Source organism: Halobaculum sp. CBA1158 (genome assembly GCF_021431925.1).
GTDB lineage: Archaea > Halobacteriota > Halobacteria > Halobacteriales > Haloferacaceae > Halobaculum.
Map to the genome: position 1 here is coordinate 895,536 of NZ_CP090371.1, position 15,652 is coordinate 911,187.

The following is a 15,652-nucleotide window of genomic DNA, read 5'->3' on the forward strand; positions in this document are numbered from 1 at the left end:
CGCTCTCTTCGGCACCCACTTTGCTTCTCCCGATCCCCACTCCCTCCCGGTCTCCACCCTCTCGGTTCCGGTAGCCTGATACCGTCGGTGCGGATACACACGCCCGATCGAATGATCTCCGGCGGCCCCGCGGTCCAGTTCGTCGTCGTCGCGATCGCCGTGGTCGGACTGTGGATCGGCGCGCGCCTCCTCGTGGACGCCGTCGTTCGACTGGCGAGGCGCGTCGGGCTCTCCGATCTGACGGTCGGGCTCACCGTCGTCGCGATCGGTACGTCGACCCCCGAGCTGTCGGTCACGATCGACGCGGCGCTCAAGGGACTTGGTGACATCGCCGTCGGCAACGTCCTCGGGTCGAACGTCTACAACCTCGCGTTCATCCTCGGCGTCGTCTCGCTGCTCAGGGTTATCCCGATCGCCGAATCGCTCGTCTGTCGCGACGGCCTGGCGCTGCTGGCGAGCACGGCGCTCGGCGGGGCGGTCCTGCTCGACCTCGCCGTCTCCCGAACGGAGGGTGCCGCGCTGCTCGCGGCGTTCGTCGTCTACACCGCCTATCTCCTTCACACGGGGACGACCCCGGGGGACGGGTCCGGGGAGGACGCGTCCGGAGGCGACGACTCCGCCCGGGTCACGCGTGATGTGACCGAGCGCGTCGCGTTCCGCGGTCGCGACGTCGCCCTCCTGGTCGTCGGGCTCGCGGTCGTACTCGTCAGCGGGGACGCCCTCGTCGCCGCGGCGTCGGCGCTTGCGCGGGGGGCGGGCGTCTCCGACTGGGTCATCGGGGGAACGATCGTGGCGGCGGGCACCTCGACTCCGGAGTTCGCCGTCTCGCTGGTGGCGCTTCGCCGCGGAAGCCTCGGGGTCTCCGTCGGCAACGTGATCGGGAGCAACGTGTTCAACCTGGTCGGGGTCGTGGGGATCGCGGCGCTCGTCCGACCGTTGACCGTGAGCCCCGCCGCCCTGGAGACGCTCGCGTGGCTCGCCGTCGTCTCCCTCGTCATGGTCGCGGCGCTGTGGACCGGACGAGTCCTGTCGCGGTCTGAGGGGGCGCTGTTCGTCGGCTCCGAGGTGGCCCGCTGGACGCTCGGGTTGCTCGGACGGTTCGGCTGACCGCGCCGGCGTCGACCTCGTGAACGCCCCGCGGACGACGCCGATCGGTCACCGCCGCGATGCGCGATGGCTCGCGGACGGGGTTCAGACGAGTCTCGAACGGGGCTCAGACGAGTCTCGAACGGGGCTCAGACGAGTCTCGAACGGGGCTCAAACGAGTCTCAGACGGGCTTTCGACGACTCTCGAACGGCTCCGAACGACTACCGAACGACGGTCCCCTCGTCGTCGTACGGCCAGTCGCCGATCACCTTCATCCCGGTCGCCTTGTCCTCGGCCTCCAGGGCGGCGGCGATTTTACCCGGGTCGCGTCCGGCGATCTCGGTGTCAGCGTCGGCGAGGTCGGCGACGAGGGCGGTCACGAGGATCGCCTGCTCCCGGAGGTTTCGCGGCTCAAGTTTCTCCAGCGTGTCGGCCTCGGTGTGTCCCCAGCCGCGGCCGCTGTCCCCGGTCTCGCCGGCGACCATGTACCCCGGGACGCCGTGGATCACGAACGGCCAATGGTCGCTGTGGGGCACCTGTTCCTCGCTCGTCGAGACCGGGTGATCGAAGCGGTCGGCGAGGCGCTCGGCGGCCGCCGTCAGGTCGTCGAAGCCGTGCGTCGACAGCGACAGCGTCCGGCCGAAGACGTTGGAGTCGACGTTGACGACCGCCCTGACCGCGTCGCGGTCGGCGCGCTCGGCCTCGACGCCGGAGCCGATCAGACCGACCTCCTCCGCGCCGTAGGCGACGAACCGGACGCGAGTGTCCAGGTCCGCCTCCACGCCCGCGAGCGCGTTCGCCACCTCGACGATCGTCGCCGTGCCAGCGCCGTTGTCCATCGCGCCCTCGGCGATGTCGTGGGCGTCGACGTGCGAGGAGACGAGGACCTCCTCGTCGGTGTCGGGCCCCAACTCGGCCATCGCGTTCCCGCTCGTCGCGCGCGGCGTCTCGCAGTCGACCGTCACGGTCACCGGTTCGCCGCCGTCGCGGCGCGAGAGTCGCGCGCCGACCTCGCTGCTCACGCCGACGGCGGGGATGTCGCCGATGGGCTCGTCGTCGGTGCCGACCGATCCGGTCGGCGGGAGACAGCCCTCGACGTGGTTGCGGAAGACGAACGCGGCCGCGCCGTGCTCGACGGCGTAGTAGTACTTCTCGGTGCGGTGGATGAAGCGGTCGACGTCCTCCGGCGTGTCCGAGGAGACCATCACCACGTCCCCTGCGATGTCGGCCTCCTCGAAGTCCGACGGGAGGCCGTGACCGAGGTCGACGAGGTCGCCGGCGACCTCCCCGGCGGGCGAGCGCGGGAGGGCGATGCACGGTTCGCTCCGGCCGTCGGCGTCGATGCCGGCATCGCCGCGCTCCCACCCCTGGAGGTCGAACTCCTCGATACGGGCGTCGCGACAGCCGGCGTCCGCGAGCGCGTCGCGGACGAGTTCCAGCCCCTCGCGCTCGCCGGGACTCCCCGCCATGCGGTTGCCCACGTCGACCAGGTCCTCCAGGAGGCTCCAGCCCGCGTCGCTCGTGAACGTCTCGCCGATCCAGTCGGTCCGCTCGCTGAGGTCGGTCACGGCGGTTCGGTTCGCTCGACCGCCCAAAGAGCTTCGGAAGCCGGCCGCGGCGGCCGGGTGTCGCCGGCGGCGACGGTCGCCGTCCAGAGACGTCGCCGCGGGTCGCCGCGGGACGGCCGCCGTCCCCGGAGACCTACCGCGCGACGCTGACGAACTCGTAGGCGTACACCCAGTTGAGCATGACGTAGGTGACGACGCCGAGTGTGAGCGAGAGGATCCACGTGCCCGCGGCGATCCGGCCCACCCGGCGGTGAGGCGTCTCCGTCCGCAGTTCCTCGGGCGCGTGGGTCCACCCGAGCACGATGGCGTACAGCACCACCGGTACGGTCAGGATCGAGAGGACGATGTGGATCGCCAGCATCGCGAGGTACGCGAGTTCGACCGCGCCCGCGAACGCCCCGAGGAACGCCGTCTCGCGGATGACGATGTGTTTCTCGCCCGGGCCGCCGCCGACCCTCGTGAGATACAGGACCAGGAACACCATGATCAGTCCGAAGGACGCGCTCATCGCGGCGGCGTGCTTGCGGACCTCGCCGCGGCGGATCCAGCGCCACCCGAGCACGAGCAGCACCGTCGTCACGGTGTTGACGGCGGCGATGGCGTGGCTCAGGAGGTTCACCTCGTCCTGCGTGAGCGACGGGAAGACCGAGTCGGGGACGACGCCCGCGAACGTCCCGATGACGAGCGCGTAGCCGACGACCGACACGACCGCGACCGTCGCCCGCGGGTACCGTTTCACGGTCTCGAGCGGGCCGCTCGCGTCCGCTGTTGCCATTACCCGGACTCGGGTCGGCGTCGACTTGCGTCTTCGGGTTCGCGAGCCGAACGTCGCGAGCGCGTCGGCGGGTGTGGCGAACGATCGGAACTATGTCGACTCGATTTCACCCGTCTCGTATGGATCCCGACTCCGTCGCCGGCGACATCTCCGCCGCCTCCCGCGAGGCCGTCGCCGACGCGCTCGCCCGCCTCTGCGACGAGTGGGGCGAATTCCCGGTCGAGCGCAAGCGCTGGGACCTGACGGCTGTCGAGTGGGACGACGACCGCGAGCGATTCGCCGCCGGCACCGTCGGCGGGGCGGGCGCGTGGGTCCGTCGAGACGACGGCCGCGCGCTCGTTGTCCGTCACGAGGGGGAGACGGCGTGGTCGGAACCGGGTGGGAAACAGGAGCCGGACGAGTCGCTCGCGACGGCGGCCGTCCGCGAGACGCGCGAGGAGACGGGCATCACCGTCGCGCTCGACGGCGTCGTGACCGCCCACCGGATCGCTGAGCACGCCCCCGACCGGCCGCCGCTGTACCGGCTTATCGCGGTGTTCTCGGCGCATCCCGTCGCCGACCCGACCAGCCTTGACCCGCGCGAAGGGGAGATCGCCGAGGCCCGCTGGATCGCCGACCACCCCGACGACTTGCTGTATCCCGAGGTCGCCGAGTTCCCCTTGTAGCGACGCGGACGTCGCCGTGACCTCTCTGTGGCTCCGCCATTTCGGCCGTCTCCATTCCCCGCTGCACTCCGGTCTCTCGGCTGCCGGCGTTCCGGTCGCGTCACCGGCGAAAAGCCTACACTCGCCGACTCGAACGGGGTCCCGTGTCCCTCCACGCGCGGCTCGATCCGGTGCTCCCCTGGGCGCTCGACTGGTGGGAGCTGTGGGCGCTCATCGCGCTCGGCCTGCTCGGCGTGCGGCTCATGCCCCGGATCGTCGCCCGTACCGAACGCCCCGACCCGCTTCCCGAGGAGGTCGCCCGCGCGGTCGAGCGCGTGGGCGTCCCGGCCGACCGCGTCGGGGTGATCCGGCGCGACGGCGGGGTGCTCGCGTACGCGGCCGGCCTCACCGCGAGTCACGGTCGGGTGTTCGTCTCGACCGGCCTCCTGCGGGAACTCGACCCGGCGGGCGTCGCGGCGGTCGTCCGCCACGAGCACGCCCACCTCGCCCGGGGCCACGTCCCGATACGGCTCGGTATCCCCTGTGCGTACGCCGTCGCCTGGGCGGTCGACGCGACGCTGTTCGGCCGGGCGGGCCTGATCGTCGGCGGACTGCTCGCGGTCCCGCTGGCGTACCTCTCGCTGCGGGTCGCTCGCTGGACCGAGTACGACGCCGACGCCGACGCCGCCCGCCACGCTGGCGGCGACTTTCGCGACGCGCTCGCCCGGCTCGCGGCCGGCGGCCACCTCGGAGGAACGACGCCCGCAGGCGGGCGAATCCCTCGCCTGTTGGCGTCGCTGTCGATGCACCCGCCGCTGGCGCGTCGCCTCCGACGGCTCGACGACCGCCGCGATGGCACGCCGGAGGCGCAGACGAGTCCGAGGCCCGGCGACGACTGATCGCCGCGGGAACTGCGGGAACTGAACGCCGGCGACCGCCTCAGACGACGCCGGTGAACGTCGCCACCTCGATGGCCGCCTGCTCGCTGACGCCGTCGCCGAGGATCGTGTAGCGGTCGCGGATCGTGTGAGCCGTCGTGAGCGCCTCGATCACGGTCCCGTCGTCGATGCCGAGTTCGTCGGCGGTCGTCGGCGCGCCGATCGCCTCCAGCGCGTCGCGGATGGCGCGCCATTGACCGTTCTCGCCCGTGTGGAGGTACTCGGTCATGATCGAGCCGACGCCGACCTGGTGGCCGTGGAGGCCCGGGGAGTCGGCGATCCGGTCGAGTTGGTGCGAGAACAGGTGCTCCGCGCCCGACGCCGGGCGCGAGGAGCCGGCGATCGACATGGCGACGCCCGAGGAGACAAGCGCCTTCGAGACGATCCACGCCGACTCCTCGAGTCCCTGTTTGATCGAGCCGGCGTTGTCGACGAGCATCTCGGCGGTCATCTCCGAGAGCGCGCCGGCGTACTCGCTGTACTCGACGTTCTTCAGCCGGCGGGCGAGCCGCCAGTCCTTGACCGCGGTGTAGTTCGAGATGATGTCGGCGCACCCCGCCGTGGTGAGCTCCCACGGCGCGTTCGCCATGATCTCGGTGTCGGCGATCACAGCCAGGGGCGGGTCGGCGGCCACCGAGTGGCGGGTGTCGCCCTCCGGAATGGACGAGCGCCCGGAGACGATGCCGTCGTGGCTGGCGGCCGTCGGCACCGAGACGAATCCCACGCCGACCTCGTCGGCGGCCATCTTCGCGAGGTCGATCGGCTTCCCGCCGCCCAGAGCGACGAGGTACGTCGCGTCGGCGGCCTCTGCGGCCTCAACGACCTCGCCGACGGCGTCGAAGCTGGCGGAGTCGACGGTGACCGTCGCGGCGTCCTCGAACTGCGCGCGGAGCCGATCGCCGGCCAGATCGTCGGGGGTCGGCGAGGTGACGAGCAGCGGTCGACCCGACAGCGACAGCTCCGAGACGGCCGTCCCCACGTCGTCGAGCACCCCGTGCCCGACGAGGACGTTCCGCGGGAGCTTGATCCACGTCGACTTGGCGAACATGCCAGCCGCTTCCGGACGGGACACCAAAGGGGTTGCCGTGTCCGTCGACCGAGGGTTCATATGCGATACCGGGACCACGACCGACGATGGACGCCACGTGAGGATCGCCCCGGCGCGCTCAGCGGGTGTGCGACCACGCGCGTCGGGGACGGCGGCGGTCGCCTGTCAGCCCCCGAACCTGTCGTTCACGGTAGCGACTGCATCGTGTCGACGGTCGCGGCGTACCCGTTCGCGTCGCCGGCGACTCACACCACGGGACCGAGTGTCCGGGCCGCATCGAGGAGGAACGCGACGCCGAAGCCCGCCAGCAGCAGCGCCGAGCCGACGGCGACGACCGGCGCGAGCGACTCGACGCGCGATCGCGCGGCGACGAGCGCGCCCGGGAAGCCGGTGATCCACAGGCCGATCCCGGCGAAGAAGCCGACGATCAGCGCCGGACTCCCGGTCTCGACGACGAGGCGGCCGGCCAGCGCCGGCACCTCCGCGGCGGCGAACACGTCGATTCGGCCGGGTTCGAGCAGGCCGACGCCGACGGTGAGCCAGAACAGCACCTGGTAGGGGTTCGCCAGCGCCAGCGTCAGCGCCTTCCGGAAGCCGGCGGAGTCCTCCTCCGCGAGTCCGGTGTCGACGCCGAGGAACGACTCCCGGACGGCGGTGGCGGCTCCGTAGGCGTAGTACAACATGAGGAGGCCGCCGATGCCCACCATGACGCCCCTGAGCAGCGGCACGCGGTTCACCACGCCGACCGCGCCGACGACCGCGAGCACGAGGAAGATCGCGTCGGCGGTCGCCGCGCCGAGGCCGGCGCGGACGCCCGCGGTCCATCCACGGAGCACGCTCTCCTCGGCGATGACGGCGTTCATCGGACCGGGCGGGGCCGCCAGCGCGAGCCCGAACGCGACGCCCGCGACCAGCGAGGCGGCGACTGTCACGCCCGGAGAGAGGGGCGGTGCCGTGAATAACGCCGCGGTTCGTGCCCGCGACGGGGAGGGGCCGTCACGCCAGCGACAGCACCGCTCCCGAGACGGCGCTGACGACGGTCTCCCAGACGGAGATACCCGTCGTCAGCGCGAGCACGGTGTCGATCCCGAATAACGCGAACAGCGTCGCGCCCGCCAGGTGTGCCTTCCGCACGTCGAAGCGGTGGCTGAACCGGTGGAACACGTAGGCGTTCGCGAGGCTCACGGGAACGATCGCGGCCATCTCGCCGACCCAGATGGCGGAGGTCGCGCCGTACTGCGTCGCGAGTCCGATCGTGACGAGCTGCGTCTTGTCGCCGAACTCGCCGGCGGCCATCATCGCGAAGATTGAGAGGAAGCTCCCGACGCGCCCCGAGATCTCGGTACCGAACAGGCTGACCGTGCCGTCGACGCCCGAGAGGGGCTGTCCGCCGTCCGGCTCCGCGGCGTGTGCTCCCGCGTCGGCGGCCGGAGCCGACCGCAGCAGCAGAACCGCAAACGCGAGGAACATGACGGCCGTGAACGCGTCGAGGATCGTCCCCGACAGCACCGACTGTAAGGCCGCGCCGAAGGCGATCTCCAGGGCGGTCCAGCCGGCGAACGCCGCGCTCGCGGCGGCGACGACGACCGACGGGCGATAGCGCGTCGACAGCCCCGCGATGATGAACTGCACCTTCTCGCCGGGCAGGACCGCGAGCTGTGAGACCGCGGCGACGACGACGATCTCCCAGTAGCTCACGCGCCGCCGACACCCTCGTTCGCCGTCACCGCGTCGCTTGCGTCGTCGAGCGGCCGAACACGGACGCCCGCGGCGATCGCCTCCGGCAGACTCTGTTCGCGGTCGTGGCCGTCGTCGTCGGGGTCGGGTTCCGTGCTATCGCCGACGATCGCCACAGTCACCATCCCGAACGGCGCGATGTCCCGCACCTCGACGACTGTTCCGGGAGTGATCCCGGCGTCCTCGAGGTACTCCAACTCGTCGTCGTCGCGGTCGCTGACCCGCGCGATGACGACCCGACCGCCGACTCCGAAGTCGGTGAGCGGCATCGCGTCGCTCTCGGCGGGCGGCGTGAGGTCGGCGCTCGGGATGGGATCGCCGTGCGGGTCGACCGCGGGATCGCCCAGCGCCTCGGCGACGCGGCGCTCGAACTCCTCGCTGATGTGGTGTTCGAGGGCGTCCGCCTCGTCGTGCACCTCGCTCCAGGAGTAATCGAGGTGCTCCGCGAGGTACGCCTCCAGCAGCCGGTGGTGCCGGAGCACCTCCAGCGCGACCGTTCGCCCCTCGTCGGTCAGCTCCGCACCCTTGTACTTCTCGCGCTCGACGAGGCCGTGCTCGGCCAGCGTCTCCAGCATGCTCGTCACGGTCGGCGGGGTCTTGCCCACTCGCTCGGCGATTGCCGAAGTCGACACCGGCGGCCCGTCCTCCATCTGGAGGACGTAGATAGCCTTCAGGTAGTCCTCCATCACGTCGCTCAACATCTACGTGCTCGGGATTAGACTCGTCTAACGGAAATAGTCAACGGCTCGAACGGCTCGGTTGACGGGTCTCGCGACGACGGTGGGGGCGGTCGGTAGCAGCCGGTAGCAGCCGGCGGCGGCCACCAGCGGTCCGCGGTCGGAGTTGTCGGCGACCGGCGCTCAGATCCCTTTCCCCATGAGGTGACTGCGGAGCACGTCGGGCGTCTTCACGCCGGCGTCGGGGTTGACGATCACGAGCTCGTCTTCGCCCGTGAGATCGCCCGTCTCCGCGAGGTGCCACGCGCCCGCGAGGGCGATCCCGCCCGCGCCGCCGACCTCGATGACCTCCGACTGCGCGACCGTGACGGCGCTCTCGAGGGCGTCGTCGTCCTCGACGGTCACGGTCGCGCCGTCGACCGACCGAAGGGCCGCCAGCGCGCGGTCGCCGCCGGCGGGGGCGTCGATCTCGGCCTCGCCGACGATCGTGTCCGGCGTCGCCCACGGCTCGACGGTGTCGGCCCCGGACTCGTGGGCCGTCGCGATCGGCGCGCAGCCGGCGGGCTGGACGGCGTACACGTCCGGGACCTCCGTCGCGAGGTCGAGTTCGACCAGGTCGCGCAGTCCGCGGGCGACGCCGACGACCAACTCGCCGGTGCTCGCGGGAACGACGACGGCGTCGGGGAGGTCGCCGTCGAACCTGCCGGCGTCGAGCAGTTCGTACGCGAGCGTCTTCGCGCCGTCGTGGCGGTACGGCGTCGTGAACTCCTGGAGGGAGTGGTACTCGGCGGCCAGCTGCTCGCCGACCGCGTCGGCGGCGTCGCCGTAGCGCCCGCCGACGACGCGCATGTCGCCGCCGTGGACGTTCACCATCGCCTTGTTCGAGAAGGCCGTGCGCGAGGGGACGAACGCGTACGACCGGAGGTCGGTCCGGCCGGCGTAGGCGGCGGCGGACTGCCCGGCGTTGCCGGCGGCGGCGAGCGCCAACGGCTCCAGTCCGCGCTCGGCGGCGGCGGTGACGGCGGGGCTCATTCCCCGGTCGACGAACGTTCCGGTCGGGTTGCGGCCCTCGTCTTTCACGAACGCGGCCGCGACGCCGAGTTCGTCGGCGAGACGGTCGGTCCGCACCAGCGGGGTGTCGCCCTCGCCCGCGGTGATCGCCGACTCCACCGGGAACGCGAGCAGGTCGCCGAAGCGGTACTGCCCCGGGGCGTCGCGGTCGCCGAACGCCGCGGGGTCGACCGCGTCGAGGTCGTACGTCGGCGTCAGCGGCGCGCCGCAGTCGGGACAGCGGCCGTGCTCGCCGACGCCGAACGTCTCCTCGCAGCCCGTGCACGCCAGCCCGTCGAACGCGTCCGTCGTCTGCATTCGTCGGTGCTTGGGCGCGCCGCCGCAAGGATGTGCTGGTTCCGGTCGCGCCGAAGGGACGAGACCGGGTACGCCTTTGTGGGATCCGCTCCAAGCCGGCGTATGTCGGATTCGCCGAAGGTCGTCGTCGCGGGCGCGGGGCTGGCCGGACTCGTCGCGGCCCGTCACCTCGCCGAAGGGGGTGCGGACGTCACTGTGTATGAGCGCCGCGGCGAGGTGGGCGGCCGCGTTCGCTCGCGCCGCGAGGACGGCTTCACGCTCGACCGCGGCTTTCAGGTGCTGTTCACCGGCTACCCGGCCGTCCGGCGGGAACTCGACCTCGAGGCGCTCGACCTCAGGGAGTTCCGTCCCGGCGCGGTCATCTGCTCGGGCGAGGCCGGCACCCGGAGCGTGCTCTCGGACCCGGTACGGGATCCGCGCTCGCTCCTCGAGTCGCTGTTCAACCGTCGGGTGACGACGACCGACAAGCTCCGGACGCTCGCGCTGCGGCAGGACCTCCGCGGACGCGACGAGTCGTGGTTCTTCGCCGGTCCCGACGCCTCGATCCGGGAGTACCTCCGCGAGTGGGGGTTCTCGCGCAAGTACGTCGAGAACTTCGTCGCCCCGTTCTACGGCGGCATCACGCTCGACCGATCGCTGTCGACGTCCAAGCACGTGTTCGCGTACACCTTCCGCGCGCTCTCGGCGGGCGAGATCGCGGTGCCGGCGGCGGGGATGGGCGCGGTCTCCGAGCAGCTTCGCGCCCGCGCCGAGGCCGCCGGAGCCGAGGTCGTCACCGGCGAGGGCGTCGAGGGGATCGACCGCGACGGCGACGACGGGGGTCGGGACGACGGCGTCACCGTCGAGACGACGGAGCGCGCCGTCGGGGCCGACGCCGCGGTCGTCGCGACCGACCCCCGGACGGCCCGGGACCTGACCGACGTGGAGGCGATCCCGACCGACGGCGTCCCCTCGACGACGCAGTACTACCGCCTACCCGATTCGGTTCCGATCTCGACCGGGCGAAAGATCCTCCTCAACGCCGACGGCCCGTCGCCGAACGTGGTCGTTCCTCTGACCGATGTCGCCCCCGAGTACGCGCCCGACGGCGAGCAGCTGCTGTGTGCGACGTTCCTGGGCGAGCCGTCGCTCGACCGCGACGCCGCCGACCTCGCGGCCGACACACGGGCGGCGCTGGACGCGTGGTATCCCGAACGCAGCGTCGACCGACTGGAGCCGATCCGCACCGATCGGATCGCGTTCGCGCAGTTCGCCCAGCCCCCCGGCGTTCACCCGGAACTTCCGGACACGACCGACCCCGAGGGGCCGGTGTATCTCGCGGGCGACTACACGGAGTGGTCGTCGATTCAGGGCGCGATGGAGAGCGGCCGGCTCGCGGCCGACGCGGCGTCGGACAGACCGGTCTGACCCGTCCGCGGCCGCGCCGGTCACTCCTCGATGGGCCTCGACGACACGTCGAACACCGTGAGGAACCGCCGGACCGCCTCGTCGGTCCCCACGATCACCAGCCGGTCGTCCGCCTCGATCCGCCGGTCGGGGTCGAGGCTCATCGTCAGGTCGCCGCCGCGCTCGACCGCGATGACGCGACAGCCGGTCCGCTCGTAGATGCCGCTGTCGGCGAGCGTCTTCCCCGCGAACGGCTCGGCGGACACGCGGTCGATCCGGATCTGGCTGCCCGCGCCGATCACGTCCTCGCCGCGGAGTTCTCGGGCCACCATCCGGGCGCTGATCCGGGGTACCGAGAGCACGTAGTCAGCGCCCGCGCGAAGCGCCTTCGTCGTCGCCTTCGCGTCGCTCATCCGTACGAGTATCTCGATGTCGGGGTTCAGCGACCGCGCGAGTACGGCGGTCAACAGCGCAGCCGAGTCGTCCGGGACACACACCAGGATGACACCGGCGTCCTCGACGCCCGCCTCGCGGAGGACCTCGCGGGTCGACACGTCGCCGACCACGTCCACGCCGGGTCCATCGACCACGTCGACGGTCGTCACCGGTACGCTGGGCTCGCCTTCGACCACCGACAGCGCCGCGTTCCCGACCTCCCCGAGCCCCGCGATGACGACGCCCTCGTCGCGGCCGCGGGGGCGCACCGGTCGGGCCGTCTCCCCGAGTTCCTCCAGCGCCTCGTGGTCGCCGGACACGAGCAGGACCGTGTTCGGACCGATGACCGAATCGGGATCGGGCGGGAGTTGGAGCTCGCCGTCGATCCACGCGCCCACGACGTTTGCGCCCGTCCGCTCGCGGATGCGCGAGTTCCGGATGCTGACGCCGTCGAGAGAACTCCCCCGGCTGACGGAGATCTCCGTCACCTCCAGTCCCTCGGCGACGCCGACCGTGTCGTGGAGCTCCGAGGTGTACAGCGACATCGCCTTCCGCGCGAGGCGTTGCCCGAGGACCGCACGCGGTGAGACGACGCTGTCGGAGCCGCTGGCGAGCAGTACGTCCCGCAGGGAACTGTCGTCGGTCAGCGTGATGATCTCCACGTCGGGGCGGAGCGACCGAATCGTGAGGATGGTGTCCACGTTCGCCTCGTCGGCGTCGGTGATGACCGCCCGAGCGTTCCCGATGCTCGCGCGCTCGAACGCCGAACTCTCCTGCGGGGAGCCGTGGATCGCGGAGTAGCCCTCGTCCGAGAGGTCGATCGCCTCCTCCTCGTCGGAGGAGATGAGCACGTAGTCGATGCCGAGCTGTTCGAGCTCGTCGAGCAGCACCGCGGAGTCGCGGCGGTACTCGCAGACGATCACGTGGTCGTGCTTGGGCGACAGCCGGCTGTCGAGGTCGATCTCCGCGCCGGTGAACAGCGGAATCACGATCACCCGGAGGGTGAAAAAGCCGACGCCGATGCCGCTGAGCTGCATGAACACCATGAAGAGGTTCATCCACGGCGACTCCCACGGCGAGTCGGCACCGTACCCGGTCGTCGTCATCGTCTCCGTGACCGTCTGGAACGACCGGAAGATCGACTGCGGCCGTCCCTCCAGTACGCTCATTCCGGTGTTGTAGATGACCGTGTACGTCAGCACGAGCGCGGTCAGTCCGAACAGGTAGTAGATGATGAGCCGACTCCGGCGTGAGAGGTCGTCGTATCGCGACGACCACGGGATCCAGGCCATGAGGACTGTCCCCCGCTTGCGGGGCCTCCTACGAATCAGTTTCTGCCGAGCCCGCCGATGGATCCGGGTTCAGGCCGCCGATCGCGGACGCGTCGATCGGGGAACCTCGACCGCCGGCGCTCACCGACTCCAGAACGCCGGCGTGAACACGACCAGCACCGAGAGCACCTCCAGCCGTCCGATCCACATCAGGAACACCATGTAGAGCTTCGCCGGAACGGAAAACGGCAGGAAGCTGTTCATCGGCCCGACGGGACCGAAGCCCGGGCCGACGTTCCCGAGCGTCGCGATCGCGACGCTCATCGCCTCCAGTCCGGACAGGGACAGACCCGCGGTACGGAGGCTGTCGAGGTACAGCAGGACCGTCGAGAGCGCGAACAGCAGGAGAAACAGTACGATGAACACGAACACGTCCCGGACGGTGTCGTCCTCGACGACCTCCGTAGTGAGCCGGATCGGCCTGACGGCCTCGGGGTGAACGGAGGTGAAAAGCGCCCGCCCGATCTCCTTTCGGACGAGCACCCAGCGGACGATCTTGATCGACCCGGCGGCAGACCCCGCGGACCCGCCGAGGAAGTACGCGAACAGGAGGATCGTCTGCGCGGAGGGCTCCCACGTGTTGAAGTCCATGCTCGCGTACCCGGTCGTTGTGACGATCGCGAGCACCTGAAACAGGCCCTGTCGGAGCGCGTTCTCGAGGTTCCCCGGGATCGGATCGACGTTCGCGGGCGTCTCGGCGAGGCCGACGCCGAGGAACAACAGCGCCGAGACGACCGTCCCGAACGCAACCATCGCGAGGAGGTATCCGCGGAACTCGACGTTGTCAATCAGCCTGCGGGGTTCCCCGCGCAGGACGTACCAGAACAGCGCGAAGTTCGTCCCGGCGACGATCATGAACGGCATCATCGCCCACTGGACCGCCGGCGCGAACGCCTCGGCGCTGCGGGCCTCCGGCGAGAAACCCCCGGTAGGCAGCGTCGTGAGCGCGTGGGCGACCGCGTTGTAGAGGTCCATGTTCGGCGCGACGCCCGCCAGGAACAGGACGTAATAGACGACGGCCGCAAGCAGCGTGAAGCCGGCGTAGATCCCCCACAGCGCGCGCGCCGTCTCCTGGATCCGCGGCGTCAGCTTCTCCAGCGACAGGCCGGGCGCTTCCTCGCGCATGATCTGCGCCCCGCCGACCGACAGCTGCGGGAGGATGGCGACCATCAACACGAGGATCCCCATCCCGCCGAGCCACTGGGTGAGCTGTCGCCACATGAGGATCGCGCGCCCGTGGCGCTCGATCGAGATCTCCCCGAGGACGGTCGCGCCCGTCGTCGTGAAGCCGCTCATGCTCTCGAAGAGGGCGTTGACCGGGCTCGCGACGGTTCCAGTCCCGGCGACGAGGTACGGCACAGTCCCCGCCGCCGGCACGAGCAGCCACGCGAGGCTGACCAGGAGAAACCCCTCCCGGTTTCCGAGTTCGCCGTCGCCGCGGACGCGCTCCATGAGGGTCCCCGCACCGACCATGACGACGCTCGTCGCCACGAACGGCAGCGGGTCCTCACCGTAATACAGCGCGAGCGCCAGCGGGAACAGCGGGGTGACGCCGATGTATTTGAGGACCGTCCCGACGGAGGCGACGCTTACCCGGTAGTCGACGTGGGCGCTTGGCAGACTGACCATCGAATGACTGTATCGATCGACGGGTGACGGATGGTCGTTTCGGGACGGCGCGACGCCGGCGACGCTCGCCGTGCGAACGTGCGCCCCGGGTCCGACCGTGGGTCAGCTCTCGCGGTCCGCGTCCGTCACGAACGCCTCGACCACGCCGGCGGTGTCGCCGCTGCGGGACAGCACCGTGACGATGTCGTCCGGACGGACCTCGGTCGTCCCGTGCGGGGTCAGCACCCTGTCGTCGCGCTCGACGGCGACGACGAGCGCGTCGTCGTCGAGGACCCCCTCGCGGACCGCCTCGGCCAGCGTGAGCCCGACGATCGGTGCGCCCGCCTGGGCGGTCACGTCGACGACGTTGGCGTCGCCCGCAAGGCTGATGAAGTCCGTGGCGTCGTCGATCGCGACGCCGTCGTCGGGTCCGAAGGGACCGAACGGTCCGGTGGTCTCGGCCTCCACGAGCGTCTCGTCCTCGACCTCGATACCGAGCTTCGAGAGCGCCCGTGTGATACGACGGAGTGCCTCGGTGTCCTCGCCGACGGCCAGCACGTGGAGGTTCCGGCGACCGGTCATCAGCTCGCGGACGTTGATAACCCCGGGGACGGATCCGGCGTCCCGCGCCAGCGGCTTCCGCTCGGAGACCGGTACCGTGCAAACGTAGAGGTTCGTCAGATAGCCGTCCGCCCGCTCGAAGTCGACGCCGACGGTGTAGTTGCGGATGATGCCGTGTTCCTCGAGCTGGTTGATCCGGTTTCGGATAGTCCCCGGCGAGACGTTCACCTGGTCTGCGATCGCCGGGGCGGACGTGTTTCGTGCGTCGCGCATCAGCTCGTAGATGATACGCCGATCGATCTGGTCGAGACGGTACCCCATACCCCACGCTCGCCGGGTGTGCTCTTATGAATCCGGGATCCTCGTCGCTCGCCGAGAGATACTTATTCGACAAATTAACGACGTTGGATTACTGAAAGCGCAACCAGATCGGCATTATTATGCGTATGACGGATCGAACGCGGATATGACCGACCGAATACCGGGACG

14 protein-coding genes are annotated in these 15,652 nt (G+C 70.6%); 4 read left to right on the forward strand and 10 right to left on the reverse strand.

Annotated elements, in window-relative coordinates:
- The first annotated feature begins 111 nt into the window (after positions 1 to 111).
- Positions 112 to 1,107, forward strand: coding sequence for a calcium/sodium antiporter (locus Hbl1158_RS04785; RefSeq protein ID WP_234298917.1), 996 nt, complete (start codon positions 112 to 114; stop codon positions 1,105 to 1,107).
- Positions 1,108 to 1,308: 201 nt separating this feature from the next.
- On the opposite strand, the gene Hbl1158_RS04790 is transcribed toward Hbl1158_RS04785, so the two are convergent.
- Complete coding sequence (locus Hbl1158_RS04790; protein ID WP_234298918.1) at positions 1,309 to 2,655, reverse strand: M28 family metallopeptidase; 1,347 nt, start codon at positions 2,653 to 2,655, stop codon at positions 1,309 to 1,311.
- A 133-nt stretch (positions 2,656 to 2,788) separates the two neighbouring features.
- Positions 2,789 to 3,430 carry a DUF420 domain-containing protein gene (locus Hbl1158_RS04795; protein ID WP_234298919.1) on the reverse strand — a complete coding sequence of 214 codons (642 nt, stop codon included), beginning with the start codon at positions 3,428 to 3,430 and terminating at the stop codon, positions 2,789 to 2,791.
- Between the two features lie 119 nt (positions 3,431 to 3,549).
- Here Hbl1158_RS04795 and Hbl1158_RS04800 point away from each other — a divergent pair, with 119 nt between their 5' ends.
- Positions 3,550 to 4,095 (forward strand): NUDIX domain-containing protein, encoded by a 546-nt coding sequence (locus tag Hbl1158_RS04800; RefSeq protein ID WP_234298920.1) that lies wholly within the window; start codon positions 3,550 to 3,552, stop codon positions 4,093 to 4,095.
- A gap of 143 nt (positions 4,096 to 4,238) precedes the next feature.
- Entirely contained in the window at positions 4,239 to 4,973 is a 735-nt protein-coding gene (locus tag Hbl1158_RS04805; protein WP_234298921.1) for a M48 family metalloprotease, read from the forward strand.
- Between the two features lie 40 nt (positions 4,974 to 5,013).
- Here the strand turns inward: Hbl1158_RS04805 and Hbl1158_RS04810 are convergent, their stop codons facing one another.
- The 5 genes from Hbl1158_RS04810 to Hbl1158_RS04830 form a co-directional block, all read right to left on the reverse strand.
- Positions 5,014 to 6,060 carry an NAD(P)-dependent glycerol-1-phosphate dehydrogenase gene (locus tag Hbl1158_RS04810; RefSeq protein WP_234298922.1) on the reverse strand — a complete coding sequence of 349 codons (1,047 nt, stop codon included), beginning with the start codon at positions 6,058 to 6,060 and terminating at the stop codon, positions 5,014 to 5,016.
- A gap of 245 nt (positions 6,061 to 6,305) precedes the next feature.
- Positions 6,306 to 6,992 (reverse strand): LysE family transporter, encoded by a 687-nt coding sequence (locus Hbl1158_RS04815; protein WP_234298923.1) that lies wholly within the window; start codon positions 6,990 to 6,992, stop codon positions 6,306 to 6,308.
- A gap of 64 nt (positions 6,993 to 7,056) precedes the next feature.
- Complete coding sequence (locus tag Hbl1158_RS04820) at positions 7,057 to 7,758, reverse strand: TMEM165/GDT1 family protein (RefSeq protein WP_234298924.1); 702 nt, start codon at positions 7,756 to 7,758, stop codon at positions 7,057 to 7,059.
- Complete coding sequence (locus tag Hbl1158_RS04825) at positions 7,755 to 8,498, reverse strand: metal-dependent transcriptional regulator (protein ID WP_234298925.1); 744 nt, start codon at positions 8,496 to 8,498, stop codon at positions 7,755 to 7,757. Before Hbl1158_RS04825 ends, Hbl1158_RS04820 begins: the two co-directional genes overlap by 4 nt.
- Before the next feature lie 159 nt (positions 8,499 to 8,657).
- On the reverse strand, positions 8,658 to 9,842 hold the full coding sequence (locus Hbl1158_RS04830; RefSeq protein WP_234298926.1) for a pyridoxal-phosphate dependent enzyme: 1,185 nt from the start codon (positions 9,840 to 9,842) through the stop codon (positions 8,658 to 8,660).
- A gap of 102 nt (positions 9,843 to 9,944) precedes the next feature.
- Here Hbl1158_RS04830 and Hbl1158_RS04835 point away from each other — a divergent pair, with 102 nt between their 5' ends.
- A complete protein-coding gene (locus Hbl1158_RS04835) occupies positions 9,945 to 11,249 on the forward strand; it encodes an FAD-dependent oxidoreductase (protein WP_234298927.1) in 1,305 nt (434 codons plus the stop codon).
- Positions 11,250 to 11,269: 20 nt separating this feature from the next.
- Here Hbl1158_RS04835 and Hbl1158_RS04840 read toward each other — a convergent pair whose 3' ends face one another.
- The 3 genes from Hbl1158_RS04840 to Hbl1158_RS04850 form a co-directional block, all read right to left on the reverse strand.
- Positions 11,270 to 12,955 carry an NAD-binding protein gene (locus Hbl1158_RS04840; RefSeq protein ID WP_234298928.1) on the reverse strand — a complete coding sequence of 562 codons (1,686 nt, stop codon included), beginning with the start codon at positions 12,953 to 12,955 and terminating at the stop codon, positions 11,270 to 11,272.
- Positions 12,956 to 13,075: 120 nt separating this feature from the next.
- Positions 13,076 to 14,623 carry a TrkH family potassium uptake protein gene (locus tag Hbl1158_RS04845; protein ID WP_234298929.1) on the reverse strand — a complete coding sequence of 516 codons (1,548 nt, stop codon included), beginning with the start codon at positions 14,621 to 14,623 and terminating at the stop codon, positions 13,076 to 13,078.
- 102 nt (positions 14,624 to 14,725) lie between these two features.
- Positions 14,726 to 15,484, reverse strand: a complete 759-nt coding sequence (locus Hbl1158_RS04850; protein WP_234298930.1) for an Lrp/AsnC family transcriptional regulator — start codon at positions 15,482 to 15,484, stop codon at positions 14,726 to 14,728.
- Positions 15,485 to 15,652 lie beyond the last annotated feature (168 nt).

Bases quoted from the DNA above. Each gene is read 5' to 3' on its own strand.
- Hbl1158_RS04800 (WP_234298920.1), top strand. From the start codon at position 3,550: ATGGATCCCGACTCCGTCGCCGGCGACATCTCCGCCGCCTCCCGCGAG.
- Hbl1158_RS04825 (WP_234298925.1), bottom strand. From the start codon at position 8,498: ATGTTGAGCGACGTGATGGAGGACTACCTGAAGGCTATCTACGTCCTC.
- Hbl1158_RS04845 (WP_234298929.1), bottom strand. From the start codon at position 14,623: ATGGTCAGTCTGCCAAGCGCCCACGTCGACTACCGGGTAAGCGTCGCC.
- Hbl1158_RS04810 (WP_234298922.1), bottom strand. From the start codon at position 6,060: ATGTTCGCCAAGTCGACGTGGATCAAGCTCCCGCGGAACGTCCTCGTC.
- Hbl1158_RS04850 (WP_234298930.1), bottom strand. From the start codon at position 15,484: ATGGGGTACCGTCTCGACCAGATCGATCGGCGTATCATCTACGAGCTG.
- Hbl1158_RS04795 (WP_234298919.1), bottom strand. From the start codon at position 3,430: ATGGCAACAGCGGACGCGAGCGGCCCGCTCGAGACCGTGAAACGGTAC.
- Hbl1158_RS04840 (WP_234298928.1), bottom strand. From the start codon at position 12,955: ATGGCCTGGATCCCGTGGTCGTCGCGATACGACGACCTCTCACGCCGG.
- Hbl1158_RS04830 (WP_234298926.1), bottom strand. From the start codon at position 9,842: ATGCAGACGACGGACGCGTTCGACGGGCTGGCGTGCACGGGCTGCGAG.
- Hbl1158_RS04835 (WP_234298927.1), top strand. From the start codon at position 9,945: ATGTCGGATTCGCCGAAGGTCGTCGTCGCGGGCGCGGGGCTGGCCGGA.
- Hbl1158_RS04785 (WP_234298917.1), top strand. From the start codon at position 112: ATGATCTCCGGCGGCCCCGCGGTCCAGTTCGTCGTCGTCGCGATCGCC.